Annotated in this window: 18 protein-coding genes; 12 read left to right on the top strand and 6 right to left on the bottom strand. The window is 67.3% G+C overall.

The genetic code is table 11. The features are described 5' to 3' along the window. Positions 1 to 183: 183 nt before the first annotated feature. The 6 genes from CR917_RS26080 to CR917_RS26055 all read right to left on the bottom strand — a co-directional run bounded on the left by CR917_RS26080 (position 184) and on the right by CR917_RS26055 (position 7,278). Positions 184 to 1,464, bottom strand: coding sequence for an OprD family porin (locus tag CR917_RS26080; RefSeq protein WP_054916110.1), 1,281 nt, complete (start codon positions 1,462 to 1,464; stop codon positions 184 to 186). A gap of 32 nt (positions 1,465 to 1,496) precedes the next feature. After that, positions 1,497 to 2,633, bottom strand: a complete 1,137-nt coding sequence (locus CR917_RS26075) for an ABC transporter substrate-binding protein (protein ID WP_043861069.1) — start codon at positions 2,631 to 2,633, stop codon at positions 1,497 to 1,499. A gap of 48 nt (positions 2,634 to 2,681) precedes the next feature. Next, positions 2,682 to 3,440: an ABC transporter ATP-binding protein gene (locus CR917_RS26070; RefSeq protein ID WP_229589366.1), complete on the bottom strand. Its 759-nt coding sequence runs from the start codon at positions 3,438 to 3,440 to the stop codon at positions 2,682 to 2,684. Positions 3,441 to 3,445: 5 nt separating this feature from the next. Continuing rightward, positions 3,446 to 5,212 (bottom strand): ATP-binding cassette domain-containing protein, encoded by a 1,767-nt coding sequence (locus tag CR917_RS26065; RefSeq protein ID WP_052504234.1) that lies wholly within the window; start codon positions 5,210 to 5,212, stop codon positions 3,446 to 3,448. Next, the gene (locus tag CR917_RS26060) at positions 5,212 to 6,249 is read right to left on the bottom strand and encodes a branched-chain amino acid ABC transporter permease (RefSeq protein WP_043861071.1); all 1,038 of its coding nucleotides are present in this window, start codon (positions 6,247 to 6,249) and stop codon (positions 5,212 to 5,214) included. The genes CR917_RS26065 and CR917_RS26060 overlap by 1 nt, the downstream gene beginning before the upstream one ends. Before the next feature lie 447 nt (positions 6,250 to 6,696). Continuing rightward, on the bottom strand, positions 6,697 to 7,278 hold the full coding sequence (locus tag CR917_RS26055; protein ID WP_043861072.1) for a TetR/AcrR family transcriptional regulator: 582 nt from the start codon (positions 7,276 to 7,278) through the stop codon (positions 6,697 to 6,699). 294 nt (positions 7,279 to 7,572) lie between these two features. Between CR917_RS26055 and CR917_RS26050 the strand changes: the two genes are divergently transcribed. The 12 genes from CR917_RS26050 to dmpG all read left to right on the top strand — a co-directional run bounded on the left by CR917_RS26050 (position 7,573) and on the right by dmpG (position 18,411). Then, a complete protein-coding gene (locus CR917_RS26050; protein WP_054916107.1) occupies positions 7,573 to 8,388 on the top strand; it encodes an alpha/beta fold hydrolase in 816 nt (271 codons plus the stop codon). A gap of 6 nt (positions 8,389 to 8,394) precedes the next feature. Beyond that, positions 8,395 to 8,691 (top strand): extradiol ring-cleavage dioxygenase, encoded by a 297-nt coding sequence (locus tag CR917_RS26045; protein WP_104573026.1) that lies wholly within the window; start codon positions 8,395 to 8,397, stop codon positions 8,689 to 8,691. Between the two features lie 4 nt (positions 8,692 to 8,695). Further along, positions 8,696 to 9,547: a protocatechuate 3,4-dioxygenase gene (locus CR917_RS26040; RefSeq protein WP_104573027.1), complete on the top strand. Its 852-nt coding sequence runs from the start codon at positions 8,696 to 8,698 to the stop codon at positions 9,545 to 9,547. Then, the gene (locus CR917_RS26035) at positions 9,544 to 9,897 is read left to right on the top strand and encodes a non-heme iron oxygenase ferredoxin subunit (RefSeq protein ID WP_043861076.1); all 354 of its coding nucleotides are present in this window, start codon (positions 9,544 to 9,546) and stop codon (positions 9,895 to 9,897) included. Before CR917_RS26040 ends, CR917_RS26035 begins: the two co-directional genes overlap by 4 nt. 38 nt (positions 9,898 to 9,935) lie before the next feature. Beyond that, positions 9,936 to 11,285: an SRPBCC family protein gene (locus CR917_RS26030; RefSeq protein WP_043861077.1), complete on the top strand. Its 1,350-nt coding sequence runs from the start codon at positions 9,936 to 9,938 to the stop codon at positions 11,283 to 11,285. Positions 11,286 to 11,295: 10 nt separating this feature from the next. Next, positions 11,296 to 11,826 (top strand): 3-phenylpropionate/cinnamic acid dioxygenase subunit beta, encoded by a 531-nt coding sequence (locus tag CR917_RS26025; RefSeq protein WP_043861078.1) that lies wholly within the window; start codon positions 11,296 to 11,298, stop codon positions 11,824 to 11,826. 10 nt (positions 11,827 to 11,836) lie between these two features. After that, positions 11,837 to 12,649, top strand: coding sequence for a 3-(cis-5,6-dihydroxycyclohexa-1,3-dien-1-yl)propanoate dehydrogenase (gene hcaB, locus CR917_RS26020; protein ID WP_104573028.1), 813 nt, complete (start codon positions 11,837 to 11,839; stop codon positions 12,647 to 12,649). A gap of 31 nt (positions 12,650 to 12,680) precedes the next feature. After that, on the top strand, positions 12,681 to 13,652 hold the full coding sequence (locus CR917_RS26015) for a nitronate monooxygenase family protein (RefSeq protein ID WP_043861080.1): 972 nt from the start codon (positions 12,681 to 12,683) through the stop codon (positions 13,650 to 13,652). Between the two features lie 29 nt (positions 13,653 to 13,681). After that, complete coding sequence (locus CR917_RS26010; RefSeq protein ID WP_058541174.1) at positions 13,682 to 14,464, top strand: 2-keto-4-pentenoate hydratase; 783 nt, start codon at positions 13,682 to 13,684, stop codon at positions 14,462 to 14,464. 104 nt (positions 14,465 to 14,568) lie between these two features. After that, positions 14,569 to 16,428, top strand: a complete 1,860-nt coding sequence (locus tag CR917_RS26005) for a feruloyl-CoA synthase (protein WP_088515453.1) — start codon at positions 14,569 to 14,571, stop codon at positions 16,426 to 16,428. Beyond that, the gene (locus CR917_RS26000) at positions 16,425 to 17,366 is read left to right on the top strand and encodes an acetaldehyde dehydrogenase (acetylating) (protein WP_043859792.1); all 942 of its coding nucleotides are present in this window, start codon (positions 16,425 to 16,427) and stop codon (positions 17,364 to 17,366) included. The genes CR917_RS26005 and CR917_RS26000 overlap by 4 nt, the downstream gene beginning before the upstream one ends. Before the next feature lie 10 nt (positions 17,367 to 17,376). Next, positions 17,377 to 18,411 (top strand): 4-hydroxy-2-oxovalerate aldolase, encoded by a 1,035-nt coding sequence (gene dmpG / locus CR917_RS25995; protein ID WP_054916102.1) that lies wholly within the window; start codon positions 17,377 to 17,379, stop codon positions 18,409 to 18,411. The last annotated feature ends 9 nt before the right edge of the window (positions 18,412 to 18,420 follow it).

The following is an 18,420-nucleotide window of genomic DNA, read 5'->3' as shown; positions in this document are numbered from 1 at the left end:
GCCCCGCGAACTGGTGCGAAGCACCAGCAGGACCGGCACAGGCGGCCTGACTGCCCCGCGAGCGCAGCGCGCCCGTTCGCCGGCAAGGCCGGCTCCTACAGGTACCGCGGTGATTCGACGCTGCCAACGCAAAACGCCCCGGCAAGCCGGGGCGTTTGTTCATCTACACACGATGCCAGCGCGTTACCAAAGCGCCACGGTGTAATCCACGTTCACCCGCAGCTCGTTGTCATCCCTGAACGCCGCAGTCGAGGCAAAGTCATTGCGGTACCACGCATGGCGCAACCGCAATGCAACGTTCTTGAACGTGCCGCTCTGCACCACGTACGACAACTCGATGTCCTTCTCGCTCTCGCTGCGCCCGCTGCCGCCCAGCGCATTCGGCAATTCGATGCGGCTGCCGTCCAGGTAACGCAGCATGCCCTTGAGCCCCGGTACGCCCAGGGCGACGAAGTCGTAGTCATAGCGCACCTGCCAGGTACGCTCCTTGGGGTTGAGGAACTCGCTGCTCAATGCGCCCTCGCTCACCACCATCGGCTCGGACCCGGCGATGTACGGCATCGCCGTATCGCCGCTCAATTGCATGTAGCCCAGCCCCAGGCTGTGTGCGCCCAGGCTGTAGGTGCTCATCACGCCGAAGGTACGGTTGTCGACCTTGCCGGCCCTGGCCGGGCCGTCCTCGCCGCTGATGTGGTAACGCACATCGGTCTTCAGGCGCCCGTTCGCCACCGCACGGTTGTCGACGAAGCCGACGTAGTCCTGGCGATAGATGTCCTCCAGCTGCGCATGGTAGTACTTGAGCACCAGCTGCTCGGACCACTGATAGTCGCCGCCGCCATAGGTGAAGCTGTCCGACTCGGCCGCACCATTGAAGCGCCGGTTGGGCGCGGCGACGGTGATCTTCTGGTAGTTGGTGGAATCGCGCTGGTTCATGCGGTCCAGGCGCCCGCCGCTGAGGGTCAGGTTGTCGATGTCCTGGGACTTGAACTGCACCCCGCGAAAGGTCTGCGGCAGCAGGCGCGTGGGGCTGGCGAACAGTATCGGCGAAAACGGTGCCAGGGTGCCGGCCTGCAGTTCGGTCCTGGAGACCTTGACCTTGCCGGTCAGGCCCAGCTCCGAATAATCGTCGCGCGGGTCGCGGTCCCTGGGGTCGAACGGCAGCAGCCCGGTGCCGGTGCGCGCGGGGCTGGAGTCCAGTTTCAGGCCCAGCATGGCCTGGGCATCCAGGCCGAAGCCGACAGTGCCCGGAGTGTAGCCGGAAGTGAAGCGCAGGATGAAGCCCTGGGCCCATTCGCGCGTCGCCGACTGCGCCGATTCGCCCTTGTAGTCACGGTCGAAGTAGTAGTTGCGCGCGGTCAGGGTGGCCTTGCTGTCTTCGATGAAACCCTGGGCCAGCAGTGCCGGGCTGAGCCCGCACAGGGTGCCGAGGGCGAGGGTGGTGTTGACCCGTTTCAGAGTGCTCATGGATCTACCTTTTTTATTATTGTTGTGGGGGTTTATTCAGGGGCATGCAGCAGGACCCATTGCTGGTCCTGCACGCTCACCAGTGCACGCGCGCGCTGGTCATGGCCGAAATGGTCGGTGGCGCTGAGGTTGTACACGCCATGGGTGCCGACCACGTCGCGGGTCTGCTCCAGCTGGTCGCGCAGTTGCTGGCGAAATTGCGCGGTGCCGGGCTCGGCACCCTTGAGCGCCGCCGGGGTGGCCGCCTGCACCAGCAGCATGGCGTCGTACAGGTAGGCGCCGAACGGCGACAGGCTGTTGTCGCCGTACTTGGCCTGGTAGTCCTGCGCGTACTGGCTGGCGATGGCCTTGGAGGGGTGGCTGGCGGGCAGCTTGTCCCACACCACCACCGGGCCCACCGGCAGTATCGCACCGTTGAGCGCCTTGTCGCCGATGCGCAGGAACGCGCTGTTGGCCGCGCCGTGGGTGTGGTACACGGTGCCCTTGTAGCCCAGCCGGCGCAGCTCGGTATGCGGCAGCGCCGCCGGGGTGCCGGTGGCGCCGATCAGCACCGCGTCGGGCTTGCTGCTCATCACCTTCAGCGCCTGGCCGCTGACCGACGAGTCGGTGCGGTTGAAGCGCTCGTCGCGCACCAGCGTGATGCCTGCCGCCGGCGCCATTTCGCTGAGCACCTTGTGCCAGTCTTCGCCCCACACATCGTTGTAGCCGATGTAGGCGAGGGTCTTCACACCGTTCTGCTGCATGTGCTCGATCAGCGCCTGGGCCATCAGGGTGTTGGTCTGGGCGATGGTGAAGATCCAGCTCTGCTCGCCGCTGGCGGGGCTGAACGGTGCCAGGGCGATCTGCGCGGTCTGGCTCTCCTTGGCGATCTGCGCGACTGCTGCCGAGGTGGGCACGGTGGTCGAGCCGATCAGCAGGTCGACCTTGTGCTCGCTGACCAGCTTGCGCGCGTTCTTGGCCGCGGCGGTACTGTCGCTGGCATCGTCCAGTACCACGTATTTCACGGCCTGCCCGGCAATCTCCCTGGGCAGCAGCGCCACGGTATTGCGCTCGGGGATGCCCAGCGAGGCCCCCGGGCCGGTGGTGGAGAGAATCACGCCGACGGTCATGTCGGCCTGTGCAGCGGTCGACAGCGTGGCCAGCAACAGCAAGGGAAGAATAGGTTTCATGCAAGCTCCTGATATTGTTTTTATGGGTGTGGCAAGTGCTGCGGGGCGCTACGTGCCGGTAGCGCTGATCACCTCCGTGGTGGCGGTGGGCGCGGGTGCGCGGCCCAGGTAGCTTTCGACCACCCGGGGGTTGCTGGCCAACGCCTGGGCGTCGCCTTCAAGCACGATCTCGCCGACCTCCAGCACGTAGCCGTAGTCGGAAATCTTCAGCGCAGCGCGGGCGTTCTGCTCCACCAGCAGGATCGACACGCCGCTCTGGCGCAGGGTGTCGAAGATGGTGAAGATCTCGCCGATCACCCGCGGCGCCAGGCCCAGGCTCGGTTCGTCGAGCATCAGCAGGCGCGGTTTGGCCATCAGCGCGCGGCCGATGGCGAGCATCTGGCGCTCGCCGCCCGACAGCGTGCAGGCGGCCTGCTGGCGCCGTTCGAGCAGGCGCGGGAACAGCCCGAACACCTCGTCGAGGGTCTGCTGATGGTCGCGAAAACCGCGCCGGTGGCGGCTGAAGGCGCCCAGGCGCAGGTTGTCCTCCACGCTCATCAGGCCGAACAGCTCGCGGCTCTCGGGCACCAGCACCATGCCCTGGTCGATGCGCTGGGCCACGTCGTGGTGGCCCAGCAACGCCTGGCCGGCGTAGGTCACCTGGCCCTGGCAGGGCAGCAGGCCGATCAGCGCCGCCATCAGGGTGGTCTTGCCGGCGCCATTGGGGCCGATCAGGCTGACGATCTGGCCTTCCTCCAGGTGCAGGTCGAGGTTGCGTACCGCCTCGACCTTGCCGTGGTTGATCGACAGGTTGCGCACATCCAGCAGGCGACTCATTCGACACCTCCGAGGTAGGCGGCCAGCACCGCAGGGTTCTGCTGGATCTGCAGCGGGGTGCCGCTGGCCAGGGGCTGGCCGAATTCCATCACCACGATGTGGTCGGCCAGGCCCATCACGAACTCCATGTCGTGCTCCACCAGCAGCACGCCCAGGCCCTCGCCACGCAACTGCTCGAGCAGTTGCGCCAGCGCCTGTTTCTCGCCATGGCGCAGGCCGGCGGCGGGTTCGTCGAGCAGCAACAGCAACGGGTCGCTGCACAGCGCGCGGGCGATCTCGACGATGCGCTGCTGGCCCAGCGGCAGGCTGCCGGCCGGGGTGTGCAGGTATTCGCCCAGGCCCACCCGCTGGATCTGACGCGTGGCCTCGGCGAGCAGGGCGGCTTCTTCCTTGCGTTCCAGGTGCAGCATCGAGCGCAGCAACCCGGCCTTGCCCCGGGCATGGGCGCCAAGGGCGACGTTCTCCAGCACGCTCATCTCGCCCAGCAGGCGCACGTGCTGGAAGGTGCGGCTCACGCCCAGGTGGGCAATGGCGCGCGGCGACAGGCCTTCGATGCGCTGGCCGTTGAAGGTGATCTGCCCGGCATTGGGCGTCAGCACCCCCGACAGCAGGTTGAACAGGGTCGACTTGCCGGCGCCGTTGGGGCCGATCAGCGCGGTCACCTCGGCGGCATTCACCGACAGGCCCATGTTCTTGTTGGCCACCAGCCCGCCGAACTGCTTGAGCAGCCCCTGGGCCACCATCAGCGGCTTGCCGGCCGCCGGCATGCTGCGCCGGGGCAGGGCCGGCGCGTCATCCAGCGCCAGGGTGCGCGGGCGGCTGGCCGGCAGCACGCTGCGCAGCACCGGCAGCAGGCCGCCGCGGGCGTACTGCAGCACCAGGATCACCAGCACGCCGAAGAAGATCATCTCGACGTTGTCGGCGTGCCCGAACAGCTGCGGCAGCACGTCCTGCAGCACCTGCTTGATCAGGGTCAGCAACGCTGCGCCCAGCAGCGCGCCCCACAGGCTGGCGACGCCGCCCAGCACGATCATGAACAGGTACTCGATGCCCATCACCACCGAGAACGGCGTGGGGTTGACCACCCGCTGCAGGTGCGCGTACAGCCAGCCCGACAGGGCCGCCAGCAGGGCGGCGATGATGAACACCTGCAGGCGGCTGCGTGCGGTATCGATGCCCATCGCCTCGGCCATCCCGGCCGATTCCTTGAGGGTGCGGATGGCACGGCCCTGGCGGCTGTGCAGCAGGTTGTCGAGCAGCCACAGGCTGGCCGCCAGCAACAACCCGATCAGCACGGCGAAATCGGCCGAGCCGCTGATCTGCCAGCCCAGCAGCTCGATGTTCGGCAGGTTCTGCAGGCCGCCGAAGCCGCCCAGGCCCGGCAGGTTGCCGAACAGGTAGAACAGCGCCAGGCCCCAGGCCAGGGTGCCGATGGGCAGGTAGTGCCCGGCCAGGCGCAGGGTCAGCAGGCCCAGGCTGGTGGCCACCACCAGGGTGATCGCCAGCCCCGCCAGCAGGCCCAGCCACGGCGACAGGCCGTACTGGGTGGTGAGCACCGCGCTGGCGTAGGCGCCAATGCCCACGAATGCGGCCTGGCCGAACGAGGTCATGCCGCCGATGCCGGTCAGCAGCACCAGGCCCAGGGCCACCAGGCTGTACAGGCCGATGTAGTTGAGCAGGGTCACGTGAAACGCGGGCAGCACCAGCGGCGCCAGGCCCGCCACCAGCAGCAGGGCCAACAGGGGGATCAGTCGCAGGGCCATCAGTGTTGCTCCTCCAGGTGCGGGTTTTTCAGCGACAGCCACAGCAGCACCGGGATCACCACGGTGAACACGATGACCTCCTTGTAGGCCGAGGCGCCGAAGTTGGCGAAGCTCTCCAGCACGCCGACGAAAAACGCACTGGCCGCGGCTATCGGGTAACTGGCCAGGCCGCCGAAGATCGCCGCCACAAAGCCCTTGAGGCTGATCAGAAAGCCCGAGTCGTAATACAGCGTGGTCAGCGGGCCGATCAGTACCCCGGAGATCGCGCCGATCAGCGCGGCCAGGCCGAACGCGGCCTTGCCGGCCAGCTGGGTGGGGATGCCCACCAGCTGCGCGCCGGTACGGTTGAGCGCAGTGGCACGCAGCGCCTTGCCGTACAGGCTGTGGCCGAAGAAGGCATACAGCAGGCCGATCAGCAGCAGCGCGCTGCCGATCACCAGCAGGCTCTGCAGGCCCACCGGCAGCTCGCCGAGCATGAACACCGACTCGGCCAGGGCTTCGGTGCGCACGCCCTCGGCGCCGAACATCAGCAGGCTCACGCCCACCAGCGCGATATGCACCGCCACCGACACGATCAACAGCAACAGCACCGAGGTCTCGGCCACCCGCTGGTACACCAGGCGGTACAGCAACGGCCCCAGCGGCGTGACCAGGGCCAGGGTCAGCAGAATCTGCAGCAGCGCCGGCAGGCTCGCCAGGTCGAGGTTGCCCAGCACCGCCCACAACAGCAGCGGCAGGCTCAGGTAGCGCGCCAGCAGGCCCGGCAGCCGGCGCCATTGACGGCGCCGTGCGGCGTCGGTGCAGTCCAGTGCGCAGGCGGCCAGCGAGCAGCCCAGCAGCAGCCACACGGTGCCGGGCATCAGGCCCAGCTGCAGGGTGGCCAGGGTCAGGGCGCTGTAGGTGACGAAGTCGCCCTGGCACACCAGGATGGTGCGCGTCACCGAGAACACCAGCACCAGGGCCAGCGCCACCAGTGCGTAGATCGCGCCCGTGGTCAGGCCGTCCTGGGCAAGAAACGCCAGTATCGAGAAATCCATGGGCAGGCCTCAGCGAGCAGTGGGCAAGGGGGAGGTGGGATGCCGGTCGCAGAGGGCGGTCGGCGTCGGTGCGGCGGTGCCGTACCGGGGGCGTGACGGGTCGGGCGCGCAGGGCGGGACCCGGCGAGAGCGTGCAGGCGCGTGCATAGTGAAGTACTCGTTTTCTATTCTTATTGTGGTGCGCCCCTGCCCGGGGCAGGGCAACATGCAAGGCGTTTAAATACACATGTGCATGTGTATGTATAGACTACGCGGGAAGGTGGGCGGCTTGTCAACAGGCGCCGCAGCGGCGCGCCTGCATTCGCCGATTTATTCGATTATCTATTTGAATTTATTGAATAAATATTTTTCAAGACGAGCGTGCCAATACCCGCTGGATGGCGGGTATTGGATATACAAAGATACATTTGTGTATTTGCAATGTGCCGAACGGGTCGGCACAGGCGCTCAGGCCGGGGCGTGGCTGCACGCGGGGAGGAGGATGCCGGCCATGCGCTGGCTGCGCGCCAGGCGTTGTTGCGGGGTGTCTTCGCTGTGCAGCAGCGACAGGCTGATCTGGTAGGCGTAGATCAGGTAGGCGCGGTCCTGGGCTTCGTCGCTGGGCACGCCGGCCTGAATCAGCAGCCCCTCGATGTAGTTCAGGCGATGGCTGTCCACCTCGTCGATGGCCTGGCGCGCCTGCTTGTCGCGCCGCGCCCAGCCGCGGATGCCCAGTTCGATCGAGGCGGCGTCCTTGGCGGTCTGGCCGTGGGAAGGCAGCTCCAGCAGGCGCTGCAACTGCTGCAGCGGCGAGCTGTGGGCCGTGCGCAGGTTGAGGATCACATCCTCGGTGGCGCGTGCGCGCCAGTTGCCCAGGATGCCTTCGAGCAGTTCGCCGCGGCTTTTGAAGTGGTAGTAGAAACTGCCACGGGTGATCTTCAGTTCCTTGGCCAGGGTGTCGACGCGCACGGCGTCGACGCCGCTGGTGACAAGCACTTCCTGTGCCGCATGAATCCAATCTTCCCGCGTGAGGTTGGTGCGTGATGACATTGTGTAGGGCCTTGTCCAACAAGCTGGATAAGCGCCAGGGCAGCGCAGGGTTCGACGCTTGGCCTTGGCAGCAAACCGTCATTCTAACGCCCGCCGCAACGGCGAAGCTATTGCCGGCATTGGCCACAAGGCCAGTGCCGGGTGTCCGCATCCTGCCATACATGACAGTACATAGGTGTAGGTACGGTTGCTCATTATTTGAAAATAGTCATGTTTTTTCATTGACTCAGGTCAAAACGGTAAATAGCATGCAGATACACAACTGTATGTTAAGAATAAAAACCGGAGGCCGACATGAGCGCAACTGCAAAGACTCTGCTCGCAGCAGGGCACCACACCCACTACCACGAGGCCGGCCAGGGCGAGCCGCTGTTCCTGCTGCACGGCTCGGGCCCGGGTGTTTCGGGTTGGGCCAACTGGGCCGCCAGCGTGCCGGTGTTCGCCGACCGCTGGCGGGTGATCGTGCCGGACATCGCCGGCTTCGGTTTCACCGAGTTCAAGGATGACGCCCGGTACGACATCAAGCTGTGGGTCAGCCACCTGATCGGCATCATGGATGCCCTGGATATCCAGAAGGCCTCCTTCATCGGCAACTCGTTCGGCGGCGCCCTGGCCATCGGCCTGGCGGTGTTCGCCCCCGAGCGCGTCAACAAGCTGGTGCTGCTCGGCACCCCGGCCGGCGAGTTCGTGCAGACCCCCGGCCTGCGCGGTGCCTGGGAGTACGAGCCGTCGCTGGCCAACATGCGTCAGCTGATGGAGCTGTTCCCCTACGACAAGGCGCTGATCACCGACGCCATGGTGCAGGCCCGCTACGAGGCCAGTGCCCGGCCCGGTGCCCAGGCCGCCTTGCGCAAGCTGATCCCGCAGCCCGCCGCCGAAGGCCAGACGATGGTCAAGGGCTTCCCCGCCGCCGCGCTGGCCAAGATCGTGGCGCCGACGCTGGTGGTACACGGTCGTGAAGACCGTGTGGTGCCGCCGGAGTGCGGGCTGCTGATCGCCAACAGCATTGCCGACGCCGACCTGCACCTGTTCGGGCGCTGCGGTCACTGGGTCCAGAGCGAACAGCCACGGCGCTTTGCCGCGCTGGTTCGCGACTTTCTCGGCGAGTAGTCCGGCATGAGCAGAAACGTGATGGAGCGGGTGCTGTGGCAGCTGTGCGTGGAGCGCGCGGCCAAGCAGCGCTTTCGTGAAGACGCCGCAGGCTTCGTGCAGCGCTTTGCCCTGGCCCCCGACGAGGCGCAGATGATCCTCGACTTCGACGTGGCCGGCCTGCAGGCGGCCGGGGTCAACCCGATGCTGACCATGGGCTTCTGGCAGGAGCTTTCGCCGCAATGCAGCATGCGCGTCTACAAGCAGCGCCTGGGCTGTACCGATGAACAAGGCGCGGGGTTTTCCGCCGCGCTCAAGGGGTGAACCGATGGGCAAGATAGTGGGCGGCTTCTGGATGCCGCATGACCCGGTGATGTTCGTGGCGCCCGAAGCGCCACCGGCCGCACAACGCGATGCCGTATGGGGCGCCTATGCCCAATGCGCCGAGCGCCTGGCCGCCTTGCAGCCCACGGCGGTGATCATCGTCGGCTGCGATCACTACATCCTGTTCGGCCCCCATTGCCTGCCGCGCTACGTGATCGGCACCGGCGACGTGGACGGCCCCATCGACCGCCTGCCGGGCCTGGACCGGGGCGTGGTGCGCAACCACCAGGCGCTGGCCGAGCACATCGTCCATCACGGTGAAGGGCAGGGCGTGGACTGGACCGTGGCGCGCAGCTTCACCGTCGACCATTCGTTCTCGATCCCGCACCAGCTGGTGGTCAAGCCGGCCGAGGCCCTGCTGGGCCGTGAGCTGCCGAGCATCCCGGTGTACCTGGCGTGCGGCGTCGACCCGTACATCTCGCTGGAGCGCTCGGCCGACCTGGGCCGGCAACTGCGCGCGGCAGTCGAGACGTTCGACGCCGACGAGCGCGTGGTGATCATCGGCAGCGGCGGCATCAGCCACTGGGTAGGCACCGTCGAGATGGGCCAGGTGGCCGAGGACTTCGACCGCGAAATCCTTGCCCACGGGGTCAACGGCGACCTGCAGGCACTGTGCGCCTACCGCGACGAAGACATCCTGCGTCGGGCCGGCAACGGCGCGATGGAAATCCGCAACTTCGCCTGCGCCATGGCCGCCCTGGAGCGTCCGCGCGGTGAAGTGATCGCCTATGAAGCCGTGCCCGCCTGGGTCACCGGCCTGGGCTTTGTGCAACTCAACAACGAGGAGCCGGCATGAGCCGCGTACTGCTTTGCCAGCGTGACGAGCTGGCGCCGGGCGAACTGAAGAAGGTCGCCAACGGCGATGGCGATGCCCTGTGCGTCTACAACCTGGGCGGCACCTTCTACGCCACCACCGACATGTGCACCCACGCCACCGCCTCGCTGGCCGAAGGCGACATGGAAGACGACCTGATCACCTGCCCGGTGCACTGGGGCCAGTTCCATATCCCCAGCGGCAAGGCCGTGACCTTCCCCTGCGAACGGCACCTGCGCACCTACAAGGTCATTGTCACCGACCGCGAGGTGTATGCCGACACGGCCCTGGAAGCCGACGAGGCGCTGGCCGACGCCGACAGCCCGGTCTGACCGGGCGCCGTCCAACCGCATACCTGTGAGTCTGAACCATGGATAACAACAAGCACATACCGCTCAGAACCCTCGAAAGCACGCCCGCCCTGGGCAACCTCGACCGCCTCTGCGACATGCAGGAGGGGCGCCTGTCGGGCAAGGTGTTCTGGGACGAGGCGATCTACGAGCAGGAGCTGGAGAAGATCTTCGCGCGCTGCTGGCTGTTCGTCGCCCACGAATCCCAGCTGCCCAGGTCCGGCGACTACCTGACCACCTCGATGGGTGAAGACGAAGTGCTGGTGGTACGCCAGAAGGACGCCTCGATCAAGGTGTTCCTCAATGCCTGCCCGCACCGCGGCAACAAGGTGTGCTTTGCCGAGGCCGGCAACGCCCGCGGTTTCATCTGCAACTACCACGGCTGGTCGTTCGGCGCCGATGGCGGGCGCCTGATGGGCATGCACGAATCCAAGTGCTACGAAGAAAGCCAGTTCGACAAGTCCAGGCATGGCCTGCGCGAAGCCCGCGTGGCCAGCTACAAGGGCCTGGTGTTCGCCACCTTTGCCAGCGATGCGCCGACCCTGGAGGAGTACCTCGGGCCGATGACCTGGTACATGGACGTGATGCTCGACATGGACGAGGGCGGCAGCGAGTTCCTGGGCGGCTGCATCCGCTCCACCATCGAGTGCAACTGGAAGATCGCCGCCGAAAACTTCGTCGGCGACATCCTGCACGGCGGCTGGACCCACGACTCGGCGGCCAAGGCCATGCTCGGCGGCCCGGTGGCCAATGTCGGCGAACTGCCCGAATCCTACTCGGTGAACTGGAACGGCCACGGCTACGAGTTCGCCACCGACGTGGTCGGCAACGCCGCCACCCTGGGCGAAAAGGACATCAACAAGTACCTGCATGTGCTGCGCCCCAAGGTCGCCGAGCGCCTGGGCGAGTTCCGCTCAAAGCTGATCGGCGCGATCTCCTCGTTCACCGTGTTCCCCAACTTCTCGTTCCTGCCGGGGCAGAACACCGTGCGCATCTGGCAGCCGCGTGGCCCGCACAAGATCGAGCTGTTCACCTGGGTCATCGTCAACAAGAACGCCCCGCAGGACATCAAGGACAAATGGCGCCGTGGCGCGATGATGACCTTCTCGCCCACCGGCGTGTTCGAGATGGACGACGGCGAGAACTGGGAGTACTGCACCAAGACCAGCCGGGGCGTGGTCACGCGCTACCAGGACTTGTACGTGGGCCTGGGCATGCACACCCGCCTGGACGACAGCGAGCTGCCGGGCAACGTGTTCAAGGGCCAGCTCAACGAATGCAACGCGCGGGCGTTCTACCAACGCTGGAAAGACCTGCTGCAGGCACCGACCTGGGCCGACGTACCAGACCGCAACGGCACGCTGCGCTGAGGGGGGCGAGATGACACACCAACTGCAGGACACCCCGGTGTCCATCGACGAGGCCCGCCGGGTCGAACAGTTTCTGCTGCGCGAGGCGCGCCTGCTCGACAACGAGTGCTGGGACCAATGGCTGCTGAGCCTGAGCGAAGCCATCCACTACTGGATGCCCGGCATCGAGAACCGTCGCCGCGAAGACAAGTCCGGGCCCTACCGCCTGGAGCACATGGCCTTCTTCGATGACGGCATGCGCGAGCTCAAGCGCCGCGTGGCGCGCTTCAAGCAGCCCTCGGCCTGGGCCGAGAACCCGCCCACGCGCAACGTGCACCTGGTCAGCAACATTGAGGTGTATGCCGGCGCCGAGCCGGGCGAGTACCTGGCGTACTCGTGCTTCGTCAACGTGCGCAGCCGCGGCCTGGACGAACACGCCCAGCTGGCCGGGCGGCGCGAGGACGTGCTGCGCCTGGAGGCCGAGGGCCTCAAGCTGCTCAAGCGCAAGATTCTGATCCCCAACGCGATGTTGCTGTGCAAGAACATCAACACGTTCCTATGAGGGCCTGCACATGGCTTGGTTGAAAGGGCAGGTGGCACTGGTCACCGGCGGTACCGGCGGCATCGGCAGCGCCATCGTGCGCCGCTACGTGGCCGAAGGCGCCAGGGTCGCGGTAATGGGCCGCGACACGGCGCAACTGGCGGCGCTGGCTGCCGAGCTGGGCGATGCGGTGATCACCGTGCAGGGCGACGTGGCGCGCTATCAGGATAACCAGCGCGCCGTGGCCGCCACCCTGGAGGCGTTCGGCAGGCTCGACACCTTCGTCGGCAACGCCGCGGTGTTCGACTATTTCACCCGCCTGGACCGCATCGCCCCGCCTGATTTCGAGGGTGCGTTCCAGAAACTCTTCGCCACCAACGTGCAGGGCTACCTGCTCGGCGCGCAGGCGTCGATCGAGGCGTTGCGCCAAACCCGTGGCAGCATGATCTTTACCTTGTCCAACAGTGCCTTTTATGCCGGCGGTGGTGGCATTCTGTACGTCACCGCCAAGCATGCGCTGGTGGGCATGATCCGCCAGCTGGCCTACGAGCTGGCGCCGGACATCCGGGTCAACGGCGTGGCGCCGGGGGCGACCAACACGCCGATGAAAAGCCTGGATGGCCTGAACAGCCGCAGCGTACCGCTCAACCAGATCCCCGGGTTCGAGGCCGGTGCCGCGCAGGCTGTGCCCCTGCAACGGATTGCCGAGCCCGAGGACCACACCGGGCACTACGTGCTGCTGGCCTCGCGCGAGAATGCCGGGTTGACCACCGCCAACATCATCCACAGCGATGGCGGCTGGGAGATTCGCAGCGCCGGCCCCACGCGGTCGCGCAAGGCCTGAGCCTTGATAACCAGAACAAGAGAGATGCGTGATGACAACAACAAGCCTGAGTGCACCGCAACAGCAACTCCTGAACCTGTTCGCCGGGCTCGACCTGCCGGTGCTGGCCGCGCCGATGTTCCTGGTGTCGGGCCCGCGCCTGCTCGCCGCCAGCTGCCAGGCCGGCATCGTCGGCAGCCTGCCGGCGCCCAATGCGCGCACCGTCGAGCAACTGCAGCAATGGCTGGAACAGATCGTCGGCGAGCGTGACGCCGCGCAGCAGCGTGGCGAGCAGTGGGCGCCGTGGATGCTCAACATGATCGTGCACAGCACCTACGACCGCTTCGAGGCCGAGCTTGAACTGGTGCGCCGTTACCAGCCGCCGATCGTCTCCACCGCCCTGGGCAGCCCCAAGCGCGTGCTCGACACCGTGCACGCCTATGGCGGGGTGGTGATCGCCGACGTGATCAGCCCGGCCCTGGCACGCAAGGCCGTGGCCGCCGGCGTCGATGGCCTGGTGCTGGTGTGCAACGGCGCCGGCGGGCATACAGGCAACTACAATCCGTTCGCCTTCGTCGCCGAAGTGCGCGAGTTCTGGGACGGCCCGCTGGGCCTGGCCGGGGCGATCTCCAACGGGCGCGACATCCATGCCGCGCAGGTGCTGGGCTGCGACTTCTCGCTGGTGGGCACGCGCCTGATCGCCACCCACGAAAGCCTGGTCGAGGACGCCTACCGCGACATGCTGGTGGAGTGCTCGCTGGACCAGGTGACCACCACCAAGGCGGTCAGCGGTGTGCTGGCCAACTGGATGCAGCCGTCGCTGGACAAGGCCGGCATCGACCCGCGCAGCGAAACCCGCCCCAGCATCGACTTCTCCGGCGACATCGCCACCGCCAACAAGGCGTGGAAACACGTGTGGTCGGCGGGGCAGGGCGTGGGCCAGATCACCCGCACCTGCAGCGTGGCCGAGCTGGTCGACGAACTGCACCAGGGCTATCGCCAGAGTCGCGCGCGCGCGTTGTAAGCCAACCGGACCCGTTCAGGAGCAACCCCATGACCCACCCCAACCTTCAGGCCGCCGCCGCAGCGCTGGCCCAGGCCCGCTCGACCCGCACCCCGTGCGGGCGCATTTCCGAGCGTTTCGACATCCAGTCGCTGCACGACGCCTACGCCGTGCAGGAACTCGCCACCCAGGCCGCGCTGGCCGCCGGCCGGCGCCTGAGCGGGCGCAAGGTCGGCCTCACCTCGCTGGCGGTGCAGCAGCAACTGGGCGTCGACCAGCCCGACTTCGGCATGCTGTTCGCCGACATGGAATGCCACGATGGCCAGGCCATCGACAGCACGCGGCTGATCCAGCCCAAGGCCGAGGGCGAGATCGCGTTCGTGCTGGGGCGCGACCTGCCCGACCCCGACACCACCCTGGGCGAGCTGCTGCGCGCGGTCGACCATGTGCTGCCGGCGCTGGAGATCGTCGACTCGGCCATCGAGGACTGGAAGATCACCCTGGTCGACACCGTGGCCGACAACGCCTCCTCGGGCCTCTACGTGCTGGGCAAGACCCCGGTCAGCCTGCACGGCCTGGACCTGGCCCTGGAAGGCATGCTGCTGGAGAAGAACGGTGCCCAGGCCGCCATCGGCGTGGGCGCCGCTTGCATGGGCAACCCCCTGGATGCCTGCCTGTGGCTGGCGCGCACCATGGCCCTGGCCGGGCGCCCGCTGCAGGCCGGTGACGTGCTGCTGTCCGGCGCGCTGGGGCCGATGGTGCCGGTGGTGGCGGGCGACAGCCTGCGCCTGCGCCTGACCCGCCTGGGCGAAGTGAGCTGTCGCTTCACCTGAGCCGTGCCGGCTTGAACCCGGCGGCCTGACCGACCGCCGGTACCTACAACAATAAAACCAGTGAGCAGCGGGCCGACGGCCTGCCGCGCTCACGAGGGCGTGCAATGTACGACTTCTTCAACGACCCCACCCAGCTGGCCCCCGCCCAGGTGCTGTACGAACCGCGTGCCGACGGCAGCTTCGTGCTCAGCTCGCCCGAGCCGCTGCAACCCTATGCGCGCTGCATCGGCCAGTGGCTGGAACACTGGGCCGAGCAGGCGCCGCAGCGTGCCTACCTGGCCGAACGGCGCGGCGCGGGCTGGTTCAGCCTGACCTACGAGCAGGTGCGCCAGCGCGTCGGCGCCCTGGCCCAGGGCCTGCTGGAACTGGACATCGCAGCCGGCCGGCCGCTGCTGATGCTCTCGGAAAACGACCTGGACCAGGCGCTGCTGACCCTGGCGGCGATGCACGTGGGCATCCCGGTGTCGACCATCTCGGTGGCCTACTCGCGCAATACCGGCAGCGGCTGCGCCAAGCTCAAGGCGATTGTCGAGGTGCTCAAGCCGGGGCTGATATTCGTCAACGACGGCGATGCCTATGGCCGCGCCATCGCCCTGGTCGACCCGGACTGCCCGGTGGTGGCGGCGCGCAACGCCCAGGAAATCCCCGGTGCGCTGGCCCTGCCGCACCTGTACAAGGCCGAGACCCCGGCGGTGATGGCCGCCTTCGCGCGCCTGGATGGCGACACCCCGGCGCGCTACCTGATGACCTCCGGCTCCACCGGTGCGCCCAAGGCCGTGGTCAACACCCACGGCATGCTCTGCGCCAACCAGCAGGCGATTGCCCAGTGCTGGCGCTTTCTGGAGCAGGGCGAACTGATCGTGCTCGACTGGCTGCCCTGGAGCCACGTGTTCGGCGCCAACCACAACTTCAACCTGGTGCTGCGCAACGGCGGCACCCTGTACATCGACGACGGCCTGCCGGTGCCGGGGCAGATCGACCGTACGCTGGAGAACATCCGCTCGGTCAGGCCCACGCTGTTCTTCAACGTGCCGCGCGGCTACGAGATGCTGCTGCCTCACCTGGAGCGCGACCCGGCGCTGGCCCAGGCCCTGTTCGGGCGCCTGCGCATGCTGTTCTATGCCGCTGCCGCCCTGCCGCAAAGCAGCTGGAGCCGGCTGGTGGCGTGTGCCGGGAAGGTGCGCGACACGCCGCTGTTCTTCGCCACCGAATGGGGCTCCACCGAAACCTCGCCGGTGGTCACCAGCGTGCATTTTGCCGCCGACAAGGCCGGCATCATCGGCCTGCCGGTACCGGGCACCGAGCTCAAGTTCGTGCCGGCCGGCGACAAGCTGGAGATGCGCGTGCGCGGCCCCTCGGTGTTCCCGCGCTACCTGGGCGACCCGGCCAGCACCCTGGCGGCGTTCGATGAAGAGGGCTTCTACCGTATCGGCGACGCCGGGCGCCTGGTCGACCCGGCGCGCCCCGAGCTGGGCGTGCAGTTCGACGGCCGCGTGACCGAGGACTTCAAGCTCAGCAGCGGCACCTGGGTGTCGGTGGGCACGCTGCGCCCACGCCTGGTCAGCGCGCTGGCGCCGTATGCCAGCGACTGCGTGATCGGCGGGCATGACCGCGACATGATCGGCGCGCTGGTCTACCCGTCCCAGGCCCTGCGCGACCTGCTCGGCGCCGAGGGCCAGCACATGAGCGGTGCACAGCTGGCGCTGCAGCCCGAGGTGCGCCTGGCGCTGTGCGCGGGCCTGCAGGCACTGGCCCGGGAATACCCGGCCTCGTCCCAGCATGCCGTGCGCCTGGTGATCCTCGATTCGCCGCCCAGCCTCAACGACGGCGAGATCACCGACAAGGGCTACATCAACCAGCGCACCGCCTTGAGCCTGCGCGCCGAGGCCGTGCAGCGCCTGTACGCCGACAGCCTCGACCCGAGCGTCATCCTCCTCGCCGAAGTCTACGGAGAAGCCGTATGAACCCTGCAAAATTCAATGTCGCCATCATCGGCTCCGGCAATATCGGCACCGACCTGATGATCAAGCTGCTGCGCCACGGCAAGCACCTGAAAATGGCCGTGATGGTCGGCATCGACCCGGCCTCCGACGGCCTGGAACGCGCCCGCCGCCTGGGCGTGGCCACCACCCACGAAGGGGTCGAGGGCCTGGCGCGCATGCCCGAGTTCGCCGATATCGACTTCGTGTTCGATGCCACCTCGGCCGGCGCCCATGTACGCAACGACGCCTACCTGCGCGCACGCAAGCCCGGCATCCGCCTGATCGACCTGACCCCGGCAGCCATCGGCCCGTACTGCGTGCCGGTGGTGAACCTGGAGCAGAACCTGGCGCAGTTGAACGTCAACATGGTCACCTGCGGCGGCCAGGCGACCATCCCGATGGTGGCCGCGGTGTCGCGGGTGGCCAAGGTGCACTACGCCGAAATCGTCGCCTCGATTGCCAGCAAGTCCGCCGGCCCCGGCACCCGCGCCAACATCGACGAGTTCACCGAAACCACCTCCAAGGCCATCGAAGCCATCGGCGGTGCAGCCAGGGGCAAGGCGATCATCGTGATGAACCCGGCCGAGCCGCCGCTGATCATGCGCGACACCGTGTTCGTGCTCTCCGAAGCCTGCGAGCAGGCCCGCGTGCAGGCCTCCATCCACGAGATGGCCCAGGCGGTGCAGGCCTACGTGCCGGGCTACCGGCTCAAGCAGCAGGTGCAGTTCGAGGTGATCGAGCCCCAGGCGCCGCTGCTGATCCCGGGCCTGGGCCGCTTCAGCGGGCTCAAGACCTCGGTGTTTCTCGAAGTCGAAGGCGCCGCCCACTACCTGCCGGCCTACGCCGGCAATCTCGACATCATGACGTCCGCCGCGATGGCGACCGCCGAGCGCATGGCCCAGGCCATGGCGCACAACTGAGGATGCCCGCATGACGTTCAATCCCGCCAAGAAGCTCTACATCAGCGACGTGACCCTGCGCGACGGCAGCCACGCGGTGCGCCACCAGTACTCGCTGCAGAACGTGCAGGACATCGCCCGTGCGCTGGACAAGGCCAGGGTCGATTCCATCGAAGTGGCCCACGGCGATGGCCTGCAGGGCTCCAGCTTCAACTACGGGTTTGCCGCCCACACCGACCTGGAGTGGATCGAGGCCGTGGCCGACGTGATCAGCCACGCCAGGATCACCACCCTGCTGCTGCCCGGCATCGGCACGGTGCACGACCTCAAGGCCGCATATGACGCCGGCGCCCGCGTGGTGCGCGTGGCCACCCACTGCACCGAGGCCGACGTGGCCCGCCAGCACATCGAATATGCGCGCGGGCTGGGCATGGACACCGTGGGCTTTCTGATGATGAGCCACATGATCCCGGCCGAGCAGCTGGCCGCCCAGGCCAAGCTGATGGAAAGCTACGGCGCCACCTGCGTGTACATGGCCGACTCCGGTGGGGCGATGAACATGCAGGACGTGCGTGATCGCTTTCGCGCGTTCAAGGCCGTGCTCAAGCCCGAGACCGAAACCGGCATGCATGCCCACCACAACCTCAGCCTCGGGGTCGCCAACTCGATCACCGCGGTGGAGGAGGGGTGCGATCGCATCGATGCGAGCCTGGCCGGCATGGGCGCGGGCGCCGGCAACGCGCCCCTGGAAGTGTTCATCGCCGCCGCCGAGCGCCTGGGCTGGAACCACGGCACCGACCTCTACACGCTGATGGATGCAGCCGACGACATCGTGCGCCCGTTGCAGGACCGTCCTGTGCGGGTCGACCGCGAATCGCTGGCGCTGGGCTATGCCGGGGTCTACTCCAGCTTCCTGCGCCACGCCGAAATCGCCGCGGCGCGCTATGGCCTGAAAACCGTCGACATCCTGGTCGAGCTGGGCAAGCGGCGCATGGTCGGCGGCCAGGAGGACATGATCGTCGACGTGGCGCTGGACCTGCTGGCCGCCGCCGGACGCGCGCAGTGACGGAGGGTA

Source organism: Pseudomonas sp. BRM28 (assembly GCF_002939405.1).
Classification (GTDB): domain Bacteria; phylum Pseudomonadota; class Gammaproteobacteria; order Pseudomonadales; family Pseudomonadaceae; genus Aquipseudomonas; species Aquipseudomonas palmensis.
Note: the sequence above shows the minus strand (reverse complement) of the source record. Positions and strands in the feature narration are given on the sequence as shown.